The sequence below is a fragment of the Chryseobacterium sp. Mn2064 genome (assembly GCF_049319685.1).
Lineage (GTDB): Bacteria > Bacteroidota > Bacteroidia > Flavobacteriales > Weeksellaceae > Chryseobacterium.
This window is the reverse complement of sequence record NZ_JBMOUE010000003.1, coordinates 270,229-290,297: the sequence shown is the minus strand read 5'-3', so window position 1 is coordinate 290,297 and position 20,069 is coordinate 270,229. Positions and strand designations below refer to the sequence as shown.

Genomic DNA, 20,069 nt, shown 5'->3' with positions numbered 1-20,069 from the left:
TATGTGGCTTTTTGATTAATATATCAATCTATATTTAACTTTTTAATGAGATTCCTTCATAGCTGTGAAAACCATTTAAGAAATCTTTTACCATCATTCTTTTTTTACCTTCCAACTGAAGTTCCTGTGGATAATAAATACCATCTTCAGTGTAGATTTTAAATTCATTTTTGGAGATAGATAATGTTCCTGCATTTTGTCCATGATCAGCAAGTTCAAACTTTCCTGCAAATATTTTCAACCCTTTTTCTTCATTTTCAATCATTAAAGTGGTGAAAGCTGCAGGATAAGGAGACATTCCCAAAATAAACTGATGTACTGTTTTTGAAGGAGCATTCCAATTGATTTTAGTATCTTCCTTAAAAATTTTATAGGCATTTTTAGGATGTTCTACGGAAGGTTGAGGTCTTTCTTCAATGGAGTTTTCAGCAAGGCCATCTAACGTTTTTACGACAAGCTTAGAGCCCATTTCCATCAATCTGTCATGAAGACTCCCTGCATTTTCGTCTGGTAAAACAGCCAGTTCTTCCTGAAGAAGAATGTTCCCTTCATCTATTTTTTCGTTGATAAAGAAAGTAGTAGCCCCGGTTTTTTCCTCACCATTAATAACAGCATAATTGATAGGTGCCGCTCCACGATAATCAGGAAGTAAAGAAGCGTGAAGGTTAAATGTTCCCATTTTAGGCATTTCAAAAAGAATTTTAGGCATCATTCTGAATGCTACAACTACAAAAACATCAGCATCAAGCTGTCTTAGCTCTTCTAAAAATTCTGGGTTTCTTAATTTTTCCGGTTGAAAAACAGGAATATTATTTTCAGAAGCATATACTTTTACCGGTGACTGGTGGATTTTTTGCCCACGTCCGCTTGCTTTGTCTGCTACCGTTACTACACCTACTACCTGATGATGAGATTGGTGGATAGCCTCCAAAGAAGTTTTTGCAAACTCAGGAGTTCCTAAAAAAACGACTTTCAATGATTTCATACTGCAAAGATAAGTTTTTGATTTGAGGTAGGAGAGGGTTGGTGTGAAGGAGTTTTTTGAGTATTAGAGTTGAAGAGTTTGATCGTTTTTTTAATCTCAGATGGGATTATTCATTATTCAACATGTATGTTCTGAAGTTCAGCATTCTTACCTTTCCTGAATCGAGCAGAAAGATCAGATTTTCCAAAATATTTTCTTTGGAATGATAGCTGAGCTGTATGGAAAGTTCCTCAATGGTAGATGGTTTTTTTGCCAGCAAATTGATGATCTGCTGAGATACGTTTTTACCAAAAATAGACTGCTTATTCTTTTCACACACAGAACAATGACCACAATTTTTTGAATTTTTTTCTCCAAAGTAGGCCAGAATAAGTTTCATTTTGCAGTAGTTATTATTTTCTACATAAAACTTCATTTCTTCCCACTTCTGAATTTTATTTTTTTGGATGTGTTCGAAAAGCTTCCAATAGGCATTGCTTATCGCTCTTTCGTCACGAGGTTTTAGAAACTTGATACTTGCCAGAGCACCATCAAGATATTCCAGATAATTTTTTTGTTGAAGTTCTTTCAAACGTTCTTTAATCAAAGGAACTCCTACATTGATCTTATTGCTTACCTGCTGCTCACTGAACATGACCTTGTGAGTGGTAATTCCTGATACAGTACGGAAAAGAAGCTCTACAAAATGAGCATCTTTCTGAGGAAGCTGATCTATTTCATCAGGTTTAATGAAAAGTTCCAGAGAGGACAGACTTTTGTTGTCATTGTAATAGATGATTTCCTGATTGTGCAGAAAATTGAGAACATTGTTGATCTTTGCCTTCGATAGTTTGGTGAAATTCTGTATTCCGGCTGTATTCAGTTGGAATGTTTTTTCCGGAAGTTCAAATTCGGCAACCTGAAAAATAGAGTAGAGGTAGCTGATGATTTTTAAAAATTCTGCTTTATTGGGGATCTGGTTCTTTAAGATTTGATCAAAATTTAAAAGCTCCTGCTGATTCCAAAGCATAAAAGCAAAACTTTCTTTACCATCTCTTCCGGATCTTCCGATTTCCTGATAGTAATTTTCCAGTGAGGCCGCGGGAGAATAGTGAATAACAAATCTTACATTATCTTTGTCAATACCCATTCCGAAAGCATTCGTTGAGATCAGAACATGATTGTCACTATTATTCCAAAGGTTTTGTTTAGTATTTTTTTCTTTTGTGGTAAGACCTGCGTGGAAGTAATCTACATTTTTCAGTTGATTCTTTTTCAAAAATTCAGTAAGTAATTCAGCTTCTTTTCTGGTTCTTACATAAACAATTCCAGAGTCATTATTGTATTTTAAAATATCAAAAACACGTTGAAATTTATCCGCAACTTCTTCGGTGAATATTCTGATATTATTTCTTTTGAAGCTTTTTTGAAAAACCGCTGGCTTTTTAAGTTCCAGTTTTGTTTTGATTTCTTCAAGAACTTTTGGTGTTGCAGTCGCAGTTAATGCCAAGCATGGGATTTCAGGGTTATTGCTTCTGAATCCTTTTATATTCTGATAGCTAGGCCGAAAATCCTGTCCCCATTCTGAAATACAGTGTGCTTCATCCACAGCAATGAATGAAAGCTGAATTTCTTCTATATTTTGAAGAAACTGCGTATTGGTTAATCTTTCTGGAGAAATATAAAGAAGCTTTGTAAGTCCTTCTTTGCATCGGTCATAGATTGCTTCAGCATCATACTCATCCAGCTCGGAAGAAAGATATTCGGCTTCTATACCACGAAATTTAAGCTGATTGACCTGATCTTTCATCAAAGCCAATAGGGGAGAAACTACAAGACAGGTTCCTTCTTTCAATAAAGCGGGCAGCTGATAACATAAAGACTTTCCAGCTCCTGTGGGTAACAGAACCAGTGTATCTTTTTCGTTGATGACAGCATTGATAATCTCTTCCTGAGCATCTCTGAAGTCGGTATAGCCCCAGAAATACTTAAGAGTATCATATTTTAGCTTTTGAAAATCCTGTGGAGAAATCATGATGTAAAAATAAGGAAAGTAAGGTAACAAAAAAAGCCACGCAATGCGTGACTTTTATATAATAAATTAATATGTTTATTATTTAGCTTCGAAGTAAACTCTTCTGTTTGCTCTGTTTTTCCATTCAGGGCATTTAGTTGCAGGTTCACATTCAGGATATTTAAGGTCTTTCTCACCTTTACCAATTGCCTGAATTTTTCCAGATTGAACACCGTTTTTGATCAGATAGTTCTTAACGTTGTTTGCTCTTCTTTCAGAAAGCTTCTGGTTGTAAGCATCAGTACCTCTTGTATCGGTAGCTCCGATTACGTTGTATGATCCGTTTGAGGAATTGATGTAGTTAACAGCATTGTTTAGAATTGGAGTGTTTGAAGGTAAAATTCTGTCTGAATTTAAATCGAACTCAATTCCGTCTAATTTTGTTTCTGTTTCTACTACCGGTCCTGTAGTGGCTATTGGACATCCGTTGTTTTCAACAGGTCCTGGAACCGTTACACACTTATCGTAAAGGTCAATTACACCATCTAAGTCCGTGTCAAGAGCAACTCCGGCACCATCCACTCTCGCTCCTGCTGGAGTATCAAGCTGTCTGTCCCAATCGTCGCAAACACCATCGTTATCAGCATCTCCTTTTTTACAAACTTCAATATCTTGGTTTTTGTTAGCCAAAACATCCAGTTTGTAATAGATTTCCTGAAGTGGGTCATGCCACATTAAGTGAGATTCATGTTTTCCAAGCTTTAAAGAAACCCCTAAAGTTGCGTTGAAGAAGTTATCAGAAACCTGCTCAGAACGTTTGTTGATAGCACTGTATGCATCACCACCTCCATCAAATTCATCATCTCCGGTAACGACGTACATTAATCTACCTTCAATATCAATTCTTCTGTTTACTTTAAACTTCAAACCTGCACCAGCCTGCATGAACATAGAACCTAGTTGGAAAGGTTTCACTTCAGTCATTAGGGTTTGTCCTTTGTAATCTTTCTGATATGCTCTGTAGGCAATTGTCCCAATACCAGCGTATCCGTGAAGTGCCCATCTGTATGGAGAATGATTATCAACTCTTCTTAATAAGTTAGAGAAATTCACATCTCCTAATAATGAGATCGCGTCATACTGAGTTCTACCCGCTACTGCGAAAGCATCCGGTGCAGAATCTTTGGTATTGAACCATCCTTGTCTTGTTTCACCTCTGTCATATTGTAAATTGATACCAAAAGCATGGGTAATTGCTTTATCAATACTTACATATGCTGAATATCCGAAAAGGTTTTTACCATTACCGTTTTTAATAGAGGTTAAATCGGCAGACTGAAGAAGTGGAACTCCAACCCCTGCAGAAATAGACCAGTCATTAAATCTTTTCGATTGGTTGGTGAATGGGGAAACATTGGCAGACCCAGAAGAAAAAGTATTTGGGTACTTTCCATTTGAAACTGCCGTCGAGTCTTGTGCATAAATGGCAGTAGGAACAGCCAAAGCTAATGCAACAATTGCTAAACTTAATTTCATAGTGTTATTTTTTTAAGTTAAGTTATTTGAAATGATTTTTTACGTTGAAAGTGATTTTTTTTAAATTTTTCCAAAACAAACTCATTGATTTTTAACAAATTCATAAGTCTGGTCCTGAAAATGATATAAAGGTATGTAAAAAAATTCGTAGTAGAAAAAAAATAAACCGAAAAGAAAATTCTTTCCGGTTTTTAGGTATAATAAGAGATTATTTTTTACTTTTCTTTGCCGATACTTTTTTTACCGGTTTCTTTACAGGAGCATCTTCATAATCTTTCTTTTTGATTGCATCCCATTCTGAAGTTTCTATAAATCTTACTGTAACTTTTCTGTCTGCCAATCTTTCAGCATCTGAAGCTGAAGCAGGAATTCTTGCTTCTGCAGAACCTACTCCTCTTGATTTCAGAACATTTTCATTGATTCCTCTGCTTTCTAAAGCTCCCACTACAGCAGCGGCTCTTTCTTTAGACAGTCTTAGGTTGTAAGCTGCATTACCTTTGATATCGGTATGACCTGTTAACAAGTAATTACCTCCATTTTCTTTAATAATTGAAGCCGCAAGGTCTAATTTTTCATTAGATTCTGGTCTAATGGTGGCCTTGTTGAAATTGAAGTAGATATCTTTTAAGGTTTTCTCTACTTCTATAGCAGTCTGGTTGTTATCTTTTTTTGGAATAGGACATCCGTTGTTTTCAACAGGACCAGGAACGGTTACACACTTATCGTAAAGGTCAATTACACCGTCTAAGTCCGTGTCAAGAGCAACTCCGGCACCGTCCACTCTCGCTCCTGCTGGAGTATCAAGCTGTCTGTCCCAATCGTCGCAAACACCATCGTTGTCTCCATCTCCTTTTTTACAAACTTCGATATCTTGTTTTCTATTAGCCAAAACATCCAGTTTGTAATAGATTTCCTGAAGCGGGTCATGCCACATTAAGTGAGATTCATGTTTTCCAAGCTTTAAAGAAACCCCTAAAGTTGCGTTGAAGAAGTTGTCAGAAACCTGCTCAGAACGTTTGTTGATGGCACTGTATGCATCGCCGCCTCCGTCAAATTCATCATCTCCGGTAACAACGTACATTAATCTACCTTCAATATCGATTCTTCTGTTTACTTTAAACTTCAAACCTGCACCAGCCTGCATGAACATAGAACCTAATTCGAAAGGTTTCACTTCGGTCATCAGGTTTTGTCCTTTATAGTCTTTCTGATATGCTCTGTAGGCAATTGTACCAATACCAGCGTATCCGTGAAGTGCCCATCTGTATGGAGAATGATTGTCAACTCTTCTTAATAAGTTAGAGAAATTCACATCTCCTAATATTGAGATCGCATCATACTGAGTTCTACCCGCTACTGCAGAAGCATCCGGTGCAGAATCTTTGGTATTGAACCATCCTTGTCTGGTTTCACCTCTGTCATATTGTAAATTGATACCGAAAGCATGGGTAATTGCTTTATCAATACTTACATATGCGGAATACCCAAAAAGGTTTTTACCGTTACCGTTTTTAATGGAGGTTAAATCGGCAGACTGAAGAAGTGGAACTCCAACCCCTGCAGAAATAGACCAGTCATTAAATCTTTTTGATTGGTTGGTGAATGGGGAAACATTAGCAGATCCTGAAGAAAAAGTATTGGGATACTTTCCATTTGAAACTGCTGTAGAGTCTTGTGCATAGCTTACGGCAGGGACAGCCAAAGCTAAAGCAACAATTGCTAAACTTAATTTCATCGTGTATTTATTATTTGATTTTTTTTGAAAAAGCTGGTTATATAGATTATTTGATTGGACATCCGTTGTTTTCAACAGGTCCCGGAACCGTTACACATTTGTCATATAGATCAATAACACCGTCAAGATCCATATCTAAAGCCACTCCGGCACCATCTACTCTTGCACCTGCAGGAGTATCAAGCTGTCTGTCCCAATCATCACATACACCATCATTATCAGCATCTCCTTTTTCACAAACTACAAAGTCTGTGGATGCATTTTCTAAGACGTTCGTTCTGTAATAAGCTTCTTGTAGAGGGTCATGCCATGCTAGGTGAGATTCTTGCTTTCCTAGTTTGAAAGATACCCCTAAACTTACTGTCCAGGCATTATCTGATCTTCTAGCGTTAAGCATATTATATTTCTCACCCGGTGTAGAAGGGTCATAGTCGTTAGGACCTGCCCAGCCACCACCATCAAACTCGTCATCACCACTGATGATATACATGGTTCTTGCTTCGATATCAATAAGTTTGGAAACATTATACTTTACTCCTATACCTCCTTGATAGAAGATGGAATTGATATCAATATCTTGTTTGATGAATAGGGGAGTCCTTCTTGGAGAATCACTCCATCTGAATTCATTGTTGTCATGAAGTGACGTTCTGAATCCCTGAACTCCAATTCCCATATACCCGTGGAAAGCCCATCTGTAAGGGGAATGGTTATCAACTCTTCTGAATAAGTTTGAGAAATTAATATCTCCTAATAAAGAGATGTTGTCAAATTGTGTAGTCGCTGTACCAACGCCTGCTAATTGACCAACAGCACCGGGAAGTTGTGCCGTTTGTTTCGTCTCTCCTCTCATGTACATCAAGCTTAATCCAAATGCGTGTGTGATTTGTTTATCTACACTTACATAAGCATTATATCCCCAATTGATTTTGTCTTTGCGGATAGATTTAATATCTGAGTGTACCATGAATGCTGAACCTCCTCCGACAGAAATAGACCAGTCTCTGAAGCGTCTGGATTTGTTGTCGAAAGGTTTTACATTAGCTGAGCCTGAGGAAAATGTATTAGGATACTCAGTAGAAGAGTTTACTGTAGTGCCGCTGTTCTGAGCGAAAGCTGCAATTGGCAATGCAGAGGCCAATAATAATAAACCTAATTTCATACAATATGTTTTATGTTTTAAATAAAATCTTTTAATAATACTCTGGAAAAATCCCTTTCAAAAAGATGTTTTTTATGAGGGATTTCTAATCTTTCTGATATAAAGTTTAATTCATTATACTTAATGATATCAATGTCTATAAGCCTGTCGGTATAACCTCCGGTTACTCTTGAATCATTAATTCTTCCCATCTCAATTTCTATATCCTTAATACAATCAAGCAATTGAATTGGTGAAAGATGCGTGAATATTATTGCTGCAATATTACAAAAAATATTGGAACTGGCAAATTCTACAGGATCTGACATTAAAAAATCGCTGGTTTGTGAAATGTGATTTCCTGCTTCATTTATTTTCTGCAAAGCAAGCTCTATATTTTTTTTTTGCTCTCCGAGGTTACTTCCGAGTAACAAAATGACCTTATGCTGCGACATATTAGAAAATTGATTGATTTATGAGAAGTTTCTTTAAAAATGTTTTGGCAAATATAGTAGCAATAATCCTACTTTGCGCTGTATTTTTCTTCTTTTTCATTATGATGCTTGTGTTCAGTTCCATGGGGAATGATAAGTCGGTGGCGGTAAAAAAGAACTCTGTTCTTACGATTAATTTAAAAACAAATATCATAGACAGCCCTACTGAAGAGCAGGCAGGATTGTTTGGAATAAGCAACCAGAATAAAAGCGTTCTTCTTTACGACGCATTGGAAGCGATTAATAAAGCTAAAACGGATGATAACATTAAAGGGATAAGTATTGAAGCAGACGAGCTTCATGCCGGTCTTACGCAGATTGATGATTTGAGAAATGCAATTGAAGATTTCAAAAAAAGCGGAAAATTTGTATATGCTTATGGAAATGGAGTTTCACAGTCAGCTTATTATCTGGGATCAGTAGCAGATCAGTACTATCTTCATCCTGCAGGAGGAATAGAGTTGAAAGGACTTGCTACGGAGGTAACATTCTTCAAAGATTTTGCAGATAAATACGGAATCGGAATTGAAGTAATCCGCCACGGAAAATTCAAGTCTGCAGTAGAACCTTTCTTAAGAAATGATATTTCTCCGGAGAATAAAGAGCAGCTGAGTACTCTTTTGAACGATCTTTGGAAAAATACTTCCAATAAAATGGCGGCATCAAGAAAAATTGATACTCTTCAGTTCAGAACAATTGTAGACAGTTTATATGGAATGATTCCTGAGCAGGGATTAAAATATAAACTTGCAGACAAACTTATTCAGAAATCGGAATATGATGATCTGCTTAAATCTAAATTGAGTCTGAAAGAAGATGACAAACTGAATAAAATCTCTTTAAGCAGCTATATCAATTCTTATGCTGGTGATGATGAATCCGGAGAGAAAGTAGCAGTTTTATATGCTTCTGGATCTATAAATAATGGAGACGGATACAATGATATCTATTCTGAAAAATATGTAAAGTATATTAAAAAACTTCAGGATGATGATAAAGTGAAAGCGGTTGTTTTCAGAATCAATTCTCCTGGAGGAAGCGCGAATGCTTCTGATGAGATTTTATTTGAATTGCAGAAATTGAAAAAGAAAAAGCCTTTGGTGGTTTCTTTTGGAGACTATGCTGCTTCAGGAGGTTATTATGTGGCAATGGCAGCGGATAAGATTTATTCAGAGCCTAATACCCTTACCGGATCTATCGGAGTGTTTGGTGTAATGCCTTATTATAAGGATATCGCTAACAAAAACGGAATTCGTGCCGATGTTGTGGCTACCAATGCAAACTCTATGTTCTATTCAGGATTGAATGGAGTTACCCCTTATGGAGTGAATATGATGACAAGAAGTGTAGAAGGAACTTATAAAAGATTCGTACACTTTGTTACTCAAAACAGAAAGAAAACATTTGAACAGATTGATAATATTGGAGGAGGTAGAGTATGGAGCGGTGCCCGTGCTAAGAATATCGGCCTGGTAGATGATTTGGGTACTTTAAATGATGCTGTGAAATTTGCGGCACAGAAGGCAGGATTGAAATCTTACCATGTTGAAGGTTTCCCTAAGAAAATGTCGCCTTTCGAGCAACTGTTCAAAGATCTGAACGAAGAAGATGTTTCTGCAAGAATTATCAAAAACAAAATAGGAAAATCCAACTACGAGATCTTACAACAGATCACAGACAAAAAGCTACAATCTGAAGTGAAAATGGAAATGCCTTACCAGATTAGAATCAACGACTAACTAAATTATATTGTACACAAAAATCCCGGATCTGAATTTCAGATCCGGGATTTTATTTTTTATTGTATTTACTTCAGCTTTTCTTCGTTGCCATTCCGTAAATCCAGAGTATGATTAAAGCTCCTCCGATAGAGAGAATCCAGCTTCTAGGATTCCAGAATGAATCAACATCTCCCCAGTGTAAAATGTAAACTCCTATAGCTCCTCCTACAAATGCTCCCAGAATTCCCAGGATAATAGTAATTAGCCATCCCCCTCCCTGGGTTCCCGGCATAATCATCTTAGCGATTGCACCTGCAATAAGACCGAATAAGATCCATGTTAAAATTCCCATAGTTGCAAATTTTTTAATTGTTAATATTTAAAAATGATTTGTTTACTAATGTAAGGGAAAACATGATGTAAATCATCTTTTCTTGAAGAATGAGTCTACAAATTCCGTACCATTAAAAAGTTGAAGATCCTGCATTTTTTCGCCAACTCCAATATATTTTACCGGAATCTGGAATTGGTCGGAGATTCCTATAACAACACCTCCTTTGGCGGTTCCATCCAGCTTGGTTACTGCTAAAGCATTCACTTCTGTTGCGGCAGTAAATTGTTTTGCCTGTTCAAAAGCATTCTGTCCTGTAGATCCGTCAAGAACCAAAAGGATTTCGTGTGGAGCATCAGGAATAACCTTTTGCATCACTCTTTTGATTTTGGAAAGCTCGTTCATCAGATTGATCTTATTGTGAAGTCTTCCAGCCGTATCAATGATCACAACATCTGCATTCTGTGCTACAGCACTCTGTACGGTATCAAATGCTACGGAAGCAGGATCTGATCCCATCTCTTGCTTTACAATAGGAACACCCACTCTTTCACTCCAGATAACAAGCTGATCTACCGCCGCAGCTCTGAAGGTATCTGCTGCTCCAAGAACAACTTTCTTCCCTTCCGATTTGAACTGGTGAGCCAGTTTTCCGATCGTGGTTGTTTTTCCTACTCCGTTTACTCCTACCACCATGATGACGTATGGTTTTTTGGAAGTATCGATATTTCCTGTACCTGCATGAGGATTTTCAAGCAATAGGCCTGAAATTTCTTCACGAAGAATTTTATCGAGTTCGTTTACCCCAACATATTTGTCTTTGGCAACACGTTCTTCTATTCTTTCTATGATTTTGATAGTGGTAGAGGCACCTACGTCGGAGGCGATCAGTACTTCTTCAAGATCATCCAGTACTTCATCATCTACTTTGCTTTTACCGACTACGGCTTTCGTCATTTTTTCAAAGAATCCCTGGCTGGATTTTTCCAATCCTTTATCTAGGGTTTCTTTTTCTTCCTTTTTGAAAATATTTTTAAACCAACTCATAGTTTTAGTTTATACTTATTTATTTTTAACCACTGCTGTGGCTTCTACTTCTACCAATACATCATCTCTCTGAAAAAAGACTGCTTATCACTACATGGCTGCTTACAGGAGGATTCTGAAGATTAACATGTATCTCTTACTTTTCTTAAATCAGGAGTTCTTGAGATGGCTGTAATGAAAATAGAAAAGTTACTGTACACGCCAGAACAAGTACTTTTTCATACTTTGCTGATTGATAATCTGGTGTACAAAGATAACAAAAAAACTACCCAAAATATGAGTAGTTTTTATATTGTAAACAAAGTACGGATTATTTTTTCAAATAACCATCAACTTCGTCAGCATTCATTACTTTTTCTTCGAAAACGTAAGCTCCTGATTTAGAAGACTTAACCATTTTCACCACTTTAGTCATTTTCTTAGACCCAGTTTGTAGGGTTGCTACTACTTTCTTTGCCATGGTAAGTTATTATTTATAAATTACTTAATTTCTTTGTGAAGGGTAGATCTCTTAAGAACAGGATTGTATTTTTTCAATTCCAATCTCTCTGTAGTGTTCTTTTTATTTTTTGTAGAAATGTATCTAGACATTCCTGGCATACCACTTTCTTTGTGCTCTGTACATTCAAGGATTACTTGAACTCTGTTTCCTTTTTTTGCCATGATTTATTAATTCTTTTTAATCAATCCGTTTCTAGTAGCTCTTTCAATAGCTTCCTCGATTCCAATCTTGTTAATCACTCTCAATCCATGAGCTGATACTTTCAGTGTTACGTGCTTATCTTGCTCTGGAAGGTAAAACTTCTTCTCTAATAAGTTAATTTCAAAACGACGCTTCGTTTTGTTATTAGCGTGAGAAACGTTGTTACCAACCATTGCACGCTTTCCTGTTATTTGGCAAATTCTTGACATATCTCGATGTTCTTATTTGTATAATATTTGAGAGTGCAAAATAACGAAGAATTTTTTAGATAGACAAATCTTTTAGAAAATATTTGTAAATAAGTGGCTGATTAATAATATTGAATTTTTAAAATACCCGAATTTCCGGGATATAGCAGAAAATCAGTGCTGATATATTTCATACAGGCTTTTTTTTACCCAAAGATTTTAATATTCTATCTTTGTTTTTAATTAATCTAAATAAAAACAACGTGAAGAAAATTTATATTTTATTGTCGATGCTGCCTATTTCACTCTCTGCACAGAACTTTTCGGAAATACAAACCGGGATGAGGAATTTCTATTATTCAGCTGCCGATATTGCCGATATAGATAATGACGGGAAACTGGATATTGTAATGAATGGAGCCATAGATTCTGACGGAGACGGAAATGTAGACAGTACTTTTAATGAAGTATATAAGAATAACGGAAGTTCTTTATTGCCTTTTGCCGGTTTTGGAACAGATGTGACGCATTTGGGTGATATAAGATTCATTGATTATAATAATGATGGCCTGATGGATATTATTGCTACAGGACTAAGTTATATGGATGTTGTGAATTACAAACATTACCGATTCAAAAATACAGGGTCTGGTTTTTTGAAAGAAGAAGATCTTCCGGGCAAAATTTACGGATCGTTGGAGGTTTTTGATTTTAATCATGATGGAAAACAGGATTATGCAATCAATGGAACTCAATATATCGATGGGATTGGTTTTAGAAATACATTAGATTATTATAAAAATACAGGTTCCGGTTTCAATATGATGGGGAACTGGCTTGAAGGAACCCAAAACGGGAGCTTTAAAGTAGTGGATCTGAATAACGATAACCTTCTTGATGTGGTAGTAATAGGTTCGGACATTAATGGTAATGCGGTTTCCAAAGTGTATATGAATCAGGCCGGAGTATTAACTCCTACTCAGGATTTCGGTCCGGTAGGTGTAGGGAAAATAGATTTCGCAGATTTTAATGCTGATGGTTTTCAGGATATTGTTGTAATAGGAAGAGAAGGAAATGATGATGGCTATTTCGCTGTTCTGATGAACGATGGAACGGGAACACTTACACCACAACAGATTCCCGTGGCAGATATTTCTGATGCTTCTTTAAATATTGGTGATTTGAATAATGACGGATATTATGACTTTATTGTTTCAGGAAATGAAAATTATAACGGAGTAGTAAAGACTTATATTTACAATCCTTCCAACCAGCAATTTTCGGAAGGGATATTAAACGGTGTTACACCTTTGGCAGGAATTGTTCATTTATTTGATTTTAATAACGACAATCATCCTGATATTTTATTAAGCGGCTTCGATTGGAACGATCCGGATATGTTATCTCTGACAAAAGTTTTCACTAATACTGCAACAGATGCCAATGCTAAGCCGACACCTCCAATCAATTTAAATCTTACTAAAAACGGAAACCGCTTTAATTTTTCATGGAGTGGAGCCACCGATGACAAAACACCGGTTAATGCCTTACGATATGAAATTACAGTAGGGACCACACAAGGCGGTCAAGACATTGCCAAATATGTGGTTACAACACCTTCTTGGTTCCTGGATCTTGATCCGGCTATCGAGAATGTATTTTGGAGCGTGAAATCTATTGATGCTTCCAAGGTATATTCTGATGCTTCTGTACAGAATACATTAGGAATAAAAGAGCATAAAGCAAGAATCAGTCTTGCTATTTACCCAAATCCAACATCAGATAGAGTATATATAAAAGGAGAGAAAGTTTCGGAAGCTGAAATGTATTCAATGGATGGGAAGAAACTGAATATCAACTTCAATGGAGATCAGTCTGTAGATGTTTCCCATCTGCCAAAAGGAGTTTATCTATTAAAACTGAAGATAAAAAACGAAATAACCACGAGAAAGCTTACTGTTAAGTAACTGAATCATTCTATCTTGAGAAAAGCCAGACGTCCAGCTGGCTTTTCTTTTTTTATAAGGAGTTTACGTAAACTTAGTCACAAAAGATTTTTAAACACTCACAATATTTAAGTTATACACTTTGTGTAAAAGTAATACACTGAGGTTGTATTGAAAATCAAAGATTCTCATCTTATGTGAACTTCATTGTGCGATATTCTCTTATACTTTCTAAAGTGTACTAAAGTGTTAAAAATAAAAACTTTTGTGGTTTAATAAAAAGCTTAAACAGTTAAGGCATCCTTTCTGAAAAGTATATCAATTGTATTATTTATCTCTTGTTCTGCTTCAGGAAGTCCAATGGTATTTTATCTCCTAAATGTTGATAAGTGAAAAGAAAGAACAAAGGAAAATAAAACAGAAAATATCGTGGCAACGGAGCTACCGAGTAAAAGAATAAGTAAAATAGAAACAATATTCCAAGAAATACAGTCTCAAAAGTAAACGAAGACCTTAGTTTCTTATATATGATGTAGAGAAAGATCAGATTAAAGGCGACCAGGACAATAGAATAGAGGTAGGTAATAATATTACTGGAAAAATTATAGTTTCCGGGGTAATAATTCAGAAAATTGATTCCTATCTTTTTAAAACTATTCTCAATAAACAGCTTGGGATGTTGGGAAACAAAATCTTTATTCAGCTGGTTGAGATAATGGTCTATTTGTTTTTCATTGTCGTAATGACTTCGAAGATAATCATCAAATAAAACTAACTTTTTGGAAGGATCATAAGGAAAATTGGAGGTTGAAAAAATATCATATTTTTCATGATTTCCTTTGGCAAAATTATAGCTTAAAGATGTTGAATAATGAAAAGTTCCTATTTTTTCATAATTTCTGATGCACCACGGAAGATAGGTAATGAATATAAAGGCCAATAAAAATATAAAACTGTAATATTTTATTTTTTTAAATAGGAAAAGAATAACTGCTGAGATGATCATTAAGAATAGAAATTCATATCGGATGTATAATCCCATTATGGACACTATGGCAATCAGAATAATATTCTGAGTGGTTATTTTTTTTGACAGTTTTAACACTAAAGCAAAGAACGCACAGAACAAAGAAACGGTAAGGGCAAACGAACTGATCTTTGCGACTCCCAGTAGAATTGGCGGACAAAAAATAATACATACAAAAGCCGGGAAATAACTTTTTTTATTTCTGTCAACCTCTTCAAAACTTCGAACCAATAACAGAACCGAAAAAAAGAAAATGACCGACTGCAAAATGCATGAAATCATTACCCATTGCGGAACCTTACATATACTTTCTATCAAAAGTAAATAATAAGGATACAGAGGAGGCATATAGGCTGTAGGTTTACCCTCGTAATAATAATCATGGTACGTGGCAAAATCCTGCATAATGACTTTCCACTCGAAAACGAGTTCTGCATTTTTGCTTAGATACAATACCGCTATACCGTAAAGCAGAAAAATGATAGAATATTTATATCGTACAATTTTTTCCTTCATTTTCGCTGAAGCCTAATACATTCAATTAATTGATAAAAACTATGCTTTTTTTGTCTTTCTTTTGAACCATTCAATTAAGAAGTAGCACAATAAAAATCCCAGAGCAAACATGGAAAATCTTGAAAGCAGATCACCTGTCCTTGTATAAAAAGTCATGGTGTCATACAGATTTACTTTCGCAAATAATGCGGTGGTGTCCCCATAGAATGTATCCTCCGTTACTTCTCCCTTAGCGTTGATGTGAGCAGAAATTCCACTGTTGGCGGCACGTGCAATTTCTCTTCTGGTTTCAATCGCTCTTAGCTTAGCATAGGATAAAAGCTGTCTGTGCCCTTCTGTAACCCCCCACCATGAGTCATTGGTCATAATGGCAAGAAAGTTGGCTCCTTTTTTTACATAATCGGTAACAAATTCACCATAGATACTTTCGTAGCAGATAACAGGAGCCATTTTACCTTTATTGTAAGGATTAGAGAACGATTTTCTTTCCTTATCTATACTTAAAGAAGCCACTGTTCCCCCCAGGTTAAGCATCGCATCGCCAAGGATAGGTTTTAAAACAGTCATGTAAGGAAATATCTCAACTCCCGGTACAAGTTTTCCTTTGTGGTAAACCTGAACGGTTTGGTTAGGAGCAAGCTGAACGGCTGTATTGTAGCTGGTAACCCAAACTCCATTATTGATCTGGTAAGCTTCAGCAGGAGCCTGTGCCGCATTAAAATAAAAACGGTGTGAGGAGATTCCTGTAGCAAAAACAGAACCCGGATGTTGAGATAGAAAGCCTTTGATATTATTTAAAAGTAAACTCTTTTCAAAAGCTGTCTCAGAAATAGAACCTCTTCCCGGAAGTGCCGTTTCCGGAGCAATATAATAATCAATTTTTCCTGTTGAATTTTTTTCAGCAAGAGATAAAAGATCTTGTTCAATAGCTAAACTGTCTTTCGAATACTTTTCATTATAAGGGTCAAGATCCGGTTGTAACATCAGTACATTTACCTGTCCTGATGGTTTTTCATTGAAATTATTATACTTGATTACCGAAATAATCATAGGAAGTGCTATTAAAGCAACTATAATAGATGAATTTCTGATCAAATCTTTTTTCTTTCTTCCGGCTTCCCAGGTTCTTACCGTATAGAATATCAGAACATTGATCAGCAGGATCCAGAAACTTCCACCCGTTGCACCTAAAGTATCATACCATTGTATAAGTTTAGGATATTCTGAAAATACATTTCCCAGATTCAGCCATGGCCATGTAAGCTCCCACCCCAAATGGAATTTTTCAAAGCTCATCCAGATAGCAATAAAGAAGCCTAATCCCCAATAAGTACCCTGTGCATTTTTGTACCAGTGATAACACTGGAATACCAGAGAGTATAAAAGAGAATTGACCAGTACAGGAAATACAACGGCCATCAGAGAGTGGCTTCCGTCGGGATTTTTTGCGCCATACAGCCAACCTGTAGTCACAATATTCCAGATGATAAAACACAGATAAGAAAGTCCGAAAATAACCCATCCTTTCCTTTTGTAATCTGAAAATTTTGAAATTCCATGTTCCATCATCAGAAGAGGAACCAAGGCAAAAAATATAAAAAACGGGACCCCGTAAGTTGGCCATGAAACCGATAGCAGCATTGCTGAAATAAGGGTAAGTAAAACGTATTTCATTGAGATAAAATATAATGCAAAAATAAGGTTTGTAAAAAGAAACTCAAAACCAAAACAAATGATAAAAGGTTAATTTTTTAAAGACATATCTTTAATTCCCCAATCCTGGATGGTCATCAGTATAGGCATAAAGGTTTTACCATATTCGGTAAGCTTATATTCTACTCTGGGTGGGATCTCCGGGTAAATTGTTCTTTCAAGAATATCGTCCTCTTCCAACTCTCTGAGCTGATTCACCAACATCTGCTTACTGATCATAGGAATTGCTTTCTGAAGCATGCTGAAACGGTTCACATTCATACTGATTCCATACATGATGACAGTTTTCCATTTGCCACCTACTTTATTATAGAAATGGGTTACGGGACAATTGTTGGGATTGAAATCTTTATTTTTTCTTTTATTTTCCATTGGTCTAAAAAAATGTACTATGAATAATAATGAAGACTAGTAGTAATAAACATGACAAAGGTAATAACTTCGTTGTTATAAAAATAACAAAGTATGGATAATAAAGAATTAATATTAAAAGCCATTACTGCCCATATTATTAACATAACAGAATAAAAATAATAAAATGATAGAACAAATAAAAAACAAGGCAATAGGAGAATGGGAAAGTATCTCAACGGAAGTTCGACCAAGTGCATCCAAAAATGAAGACGGAAGCTTGAAGCCTTTTTACCTGAAAAGATATTTTTCGCTTCTTCCCGATGATCAATTTTCACTGGAAATTCTGAATTATGCTGATCCGTACGGAACAATTCCTTTGGCTAAAATCTCATTGAAAGGACATGTAGAATGGCAGGGAAATCATCCTATCGCTGAGGGCGCACAAAAAGTAGATTTTTCTGCTGATGAGGCTTATGAAGTAACTCCTTTGATTCACAACTTTACCGATGTTTTAAATACTCTTGCTAAAGAAAATTTCGACGTCTGGGAAACCGGAAAACCTCAAAGTATTTTAAGAAAGAAATTTTTGCCTTTTGGCCTGGAAGAAGGACAGGTTTTTAAAGAATATGATCTGATATATGTTTCTAATGATCTGATGTTCTGGGGAGCACGAAATGTAGATGGAAGAGGCTTTGATACTGAAGCAAACCGACCGACAAATCTGCAGATTCCGATGAAAAGGAAATAATATAATAGAAGAGAGTGGTGTAAGCTCTCTTTTTTTATACATTAGGAATTTGTTTTAAAGAATATTGAACCTATTTTTGAAATAAATTTATTAGCACAAATGTTAAAAAGAATATACAAGATTCTGATTCTTCCCTTTACACTGGTTTTACTTTACCTTATGTTTTTTGGGATGGGGAGATTTCAGTATGAAGACAATATGATTACTGTAGCACCTATCGTTTCCACGATCAAATTCATACAGGGAATTGGAAACTGGAAAGATATTACGATGATTGTTCTTGGCAATATCATCATGTTCATTCCCTTTGGTTTTTTAGGTTGGGTCTTTCCGAAATTGAAAGAATTAAAGCCATTACTTTTTAATTTCATTCCCGCTATTACAATTGTGGAAGGACTTCAGTATTTTACCAGAATGGGAATATTTGAGGTAGATGATATCATCCTGAATACATTGGGTGTCTATTTAGGTTGGCTGATGTGTAGATTTATTGAAAAAAGATTTAGCTATTTAGTTCTTTAGCCCTTTGTTCGGCATTTAGAATTCCCTGTTTTAAAATTTCCTTGAAGTGATTCTCTTCAAATGTTTTTAAGGCAGCTTCAGTAGTTCCTCCTTTGGAAGCTACATCCTTGATGAGTTCTTCAAGATTCTTGTCGGAATTATTGATCAGGTGATAAGCTCCCAACATGGTTTGCTTCACAAAAAGCTTGGAAAGGTTTTCTTCGATTCCCATTTCTATTCCTGCTTTAATCATAGCATCAATGATGTAATAAAAATAGGCAGGACCACTTCCTGAAAGTGCAGTTACACCATCCAGCAGTTCTTCATTTTCCAGATAAACAGAGCGGCCGGTACTGTTCAATAATCTTTCTATATTGATGAGCTGGCTGAAGGAAATTCCCTGAGCGGCAGTATATCCTGTAATTCCCATTCCTAAAAGAGTAGGGGAGTTGGGCATTGCTCTCACTACAAGCGGATGATTCAGAAGTTTCTGGATTTTCTCAATATTGATCCCTGCCATAATAGACAGGATCATCTGGTTTTCTTTAAGGGTAAACTGTATATTTTGGGCAACGGACTGGAAATCCTGAGGTTTTACAGCAATGATAATAAGGTCTGCATCCAGTTCTCTGACTTCCTCAAAGGTAGATATTTCAGATTTCGGGAATTCTTCTGCTATTTTAGAAATTTTAGAGGGATTTCTGATGATCAGGTGAAGGTTTTCAGGTTTGATCAACTCGTACTTTAAGAATGATTTTGAAAAAGAAAGGCCCATATTCCCGGCTCCTAAAATAGCTATTTTCATATTGTGTTGTATTGGTAAGTGATTTTATTTCAAATATTTTCTGAAAACCTTAGTATAGTTGTCATTGAAGTTAATGAGATCTATACTTTTAAAAGATATCTTGTGTGGCTTTTTACTGAATTTTCCTGCTGGATTGTAGTTCTTAATTGTTACTGATTTAGAATCTACTTCTAAGATTTCGCCAATGGTAAATACAAATTCTTTATTCTTTTTAGTCTCAATACTACAATGGAAATTTTGTTTTTTGATAGATTTAAAAAGAGTTTCTCCGTTTTCTAAATCTGTTTTATCAATAATATCCCGGTTAAGATGCAGAATATTTTCTTGTACATAAATATACTGTGAAACTTTATCATATTCGTTGTGGCGTATACCTGTTACCTTGTCATAAGGAACAATCTTTATACCCGCCATACTAAAGTCGTATGTTTCTTCAATCATCATAAAATGATCAGAAAACTTCACGATAAATCCAAATATGGCAGAACCATCCTTAAGATTTACTTTAACAAAATTAGTTTTCTTAATATGTTTTTGAACAAGCTTTTTAAAGTCTTTTTCTGTTAAATCTTTTGCCATTTTGAT

General features: G+C 35.8%; 20 protein-coding genes. 4 read left to right on the top strand and 16 right to left on the bottom strand.

The genetic code is table 11. From position 1 onward, the window contains the following. Positions 1–34 precede the first annotated feature (34 nt). The 6 genes from fmt to folK all read right to left on the bottom strand — a co-directional run bounded on the left by fmt (position 35) and on the right by folK (position 7,845). Positions 35–985 (bottom strand): methionyl-tRNA formyltransferase, encoded by a 951-nt coding sequence (gene fmt, locus ACL9RH_RS13835; RefSeq protein WP_422693956.1) that lies wholly within the window; start codon positions 983–985, stop codon positions 35–37. A 106-nt stretch (positions 986–1,091) separates the two neighbouring features. Beyond that, the gene (locus ACL9RH_RS13830; RefSeq protein ID WP_422693955.1) at positions 1,092–2,999 is read right to left on the bottom strand and encodes a RecQ family ATP-dependent DNA helicase; all 1,908 of its coding nucleotides are present in this window, start codon (positions 2,997–2,999) and stop codon (positions 1,092–1,094) included. A 78-nt stretch (positions 3,000–3,077) separates the two neighbouring features. Then, a complete protein-coding gene (locus ACL9RH_RS13825) occupies positions 3,078–4,514 on the bottom strand; it encodes an OmpA family protein (protein ID WP_422693954.1) in 1,437 nt (478 codons plus the stop codon). 208 nt (positions 4,515–4,722) lie between these two features. Continuing rightward, positions 4,723–6,249, bottom strand: a complete 1,527-nt coding sequence (locus tag ACL9RH_RS13820) for an OmpA family protein (RefSeq protein ID WP_422693953.1) — start codon at positions 6,247–6,249, stop codon at positions 4,723–4,725. Between the two features lie 46 nt (positions 6,250–6,295). Then, a complete protein-coding gene (locus tag ACL9RH_RS13815) occupies positions 6,296–7,411 on the bottom strand; it encodes an OmpA family protein (protein ID WP_422693952.1) in 1,116 nt (371 codons plus the stop codon). Between the two features lie 17 nt (positions 7,412–7,428). Then, a complete protein-coding gene (folK, locus tag ACL9RH_RS13810; RefSeq protein ID WP_422693951.1) occupies positions 7,429–7,845 on the bottom strand; it encodes a 2-amino-4-hydroxy-6-hydroxymethyldihydropteridine diphosphokinase in 417 nt (138 codons plus the stop codon). A 20-nt stretch (positions 7,846–7,865) separates the two neighbouring features. Between folK and sppA the strand changes: the two genes are divergently transcribed. Next, entirely contained in the window at positions 7,866–9,623 is a 1,758-nt protein-coding gene (sppA, locus tag ACL9RH_RS13805; RefSeq protein ID WP_422693950.1) for a signal peptide peptidase SppA, read from the top strand. Between the two features lie 73 nt (positions 9,624–9,696). Here sppA and ACL9RH_RS13800 read toward each other — a convergent pair whose 3' ends face one another. From ACL9RH_RS13800 to rpmB, 5 genes are all read right to left on the bottom strand, one after another. Then, complete coding sequence (locus tag ACL9RH_RS13800) at positions 9,697–9,957, bottom strand: GlsB/YeaQ/YmgE family stress response membrane protein (protein ID WP_422693949.1); 261 nt, start codon at positions 9,955–9,957, stop codon at positions 9,697–9,699. Positions 9,958–10,029: 72 nt separating this feature from the next. Continuing rightward, a complete protein-coding gene (ftsY, locus tag ACL9RH_RS13795; protein WP_422693948.1) occupies positions 10,030–10,983 on the bottom strand; it encodes a signal recognition particle-docking protein FtsY in 954 nt (317 codons plus the stop codon). Between the two features lie 310 nt (positions 10,984–11,293). Then, entirely contained in the window at positions 11,294–11,443 is a 150-nt protein-coding gene (locus ACL9RH_RS13790) for a DUF4295 family protein (RefSeq protein ID WP_065722020.1), read from the bottom strand. Positions 11,444–11,463: 20 nt separating this feature from the next. After that, on the bottom strand, positions 11,464–11,646 hold the full coding sequence (rpmG, locus tag ACL9RH_RS13785) for a 50S ribosomal protein L33 (protein WP_027373683.1): 183 nt from the start codon (positions 11,644–11,646) through the stop codon (positions 11,464–11,466). A 6-nt stretch (positions 11,647–11,652) separates the two neighbouring features. Continuing rightward, entirely contained in the window at positions 11,653–11,895 is a 243-nt protein-coding gene (gene rpmB / locus ACL9RH_RS13780; RefSeq protein WP_002976757.1) for a 50S ribosomal protein L28, read from the bottom strand. A 242-nt stretch (positions 11,896–12,137) separates the two neighbouring features. Here rpmB and ACL9RH_RS13775 point away from each other — a divergent pair, with 242 nt between their 5' ends. Further along, positions 12,138–13,841, top strand: coding sequence for a T9SS type A sorting domain-containing protein (locus ACL9RH_RS13775; RefSeq protein ID WP_422693947.1), 1,704 nt, complete (start codon positions 12,138–12,140; stop codon positions 13,839–13,841). 310 nt (positions 13,842–14,151) lie between these two features. Here ACL9RH_RS13775 and ACL9RH_RS13770 read toward each other — a convergent pair whose 3' ends face one another. The 3 genes from ACL9RH_RS13770 to ACL9RH_RS13760 all read right to left on the bottom strand — a co-directional run bounded on the left by ACL9RH_RS13770 (position 14,152) and on the right by ACL9RH_RS13760 (position 17,448). After that, positions 14,152–15,363 carry a hypothetical protein gene (locus ACL9RH_RS13770; RefSeq protein ID WP_422693946.1) on the bottom strand — a complete coding sequence of 404 codons (1,212 nt, stop codon included), beginning with the start codon at positions 15,361–15,363 and terminating at the stop codon, positions 14,152–14,154. 39 nt (positions 15,364–15,402) lie between these two features. Continuing rightward, on the bottom strand, positions 15,403–17,037 hold the full coding sequence (gene lnt, locus ACL9RH_RS13765) for an apolipoprotein N-acyltransferase (protein WP_422693945.1): 1,635 nt from the start codon (positions 17,035–17,037) through the stop codon (positions 15,403–15,405). A gap of 69 nt (positions 17,038–17,106) precedes the next feature. Then, positions 17,107–17,448: a winged helix-turn-helix transcriptional regulator gene (locus ACL9RH_RS13760; protein WP_422693944.1), complete on the bottom strand. Its 342-nt coding sequence runs from the start codon at positions 17,446–17,448 to the stop codon at positions 17,107–17,109. 166 nt (positions 17,449–17,614) lie between these two features. Between ACL9RH_RS13760 and ACL9RH_RS13755 the strand changes: the two genes are divergently transcribed. Then, on the top strand, positions 17,615–18,178 hold the full coding sequence (locus ACL9RH_RS13755; protein WP_422693943.1) for a hypothetical protein: 564 nt from the start codon (positions 17,615–17,617) through the stop codon (positions 18,176–18,178). 99 nt (positions 18,179–18,277) lie between these two features. Continuing rightward, positions 18,278–18,700, top strand: coding sequence for a VanZ family protein (locus tag ACL9RH_RS13750; protein WP_422693942.1), 423 nt, complete (start codon positions 18,278–18,280; stop codon positions 18,698–18,700). Here ACL9RH_RS13750 and proC read toward each other — a convergent pair. Next, on the bottom strand, positions 18,681–19,484 hold the full coding sequence (gene proC / locus ACL9RH_RS13745; protein ID WP_422693941.1) for a pyrroline-5-carboxylate reductase: 804 nt from the start codon (positions 19,482–19,484) through the stop codon (positions 18,681–18,683). The genes ACL9RH_RS13750 and proC overlap by 20 nt on opposite strands. 24 nt (positions 19,485–19,508) lie before the next feature. After that, positions 19,509–20,063 (bottom strand): hypothetical protein, encoded by a 555-nt coding sequence (locus tag ACL9RH_RS13740; protein WP_422693940.1) that lies wholly within the window; start codon positions 20,061–20,063, stop codon positions 19,509–19,511. Between the last annotated feature and the right edge of the window lie 6 nt (positions 20,064–20,069).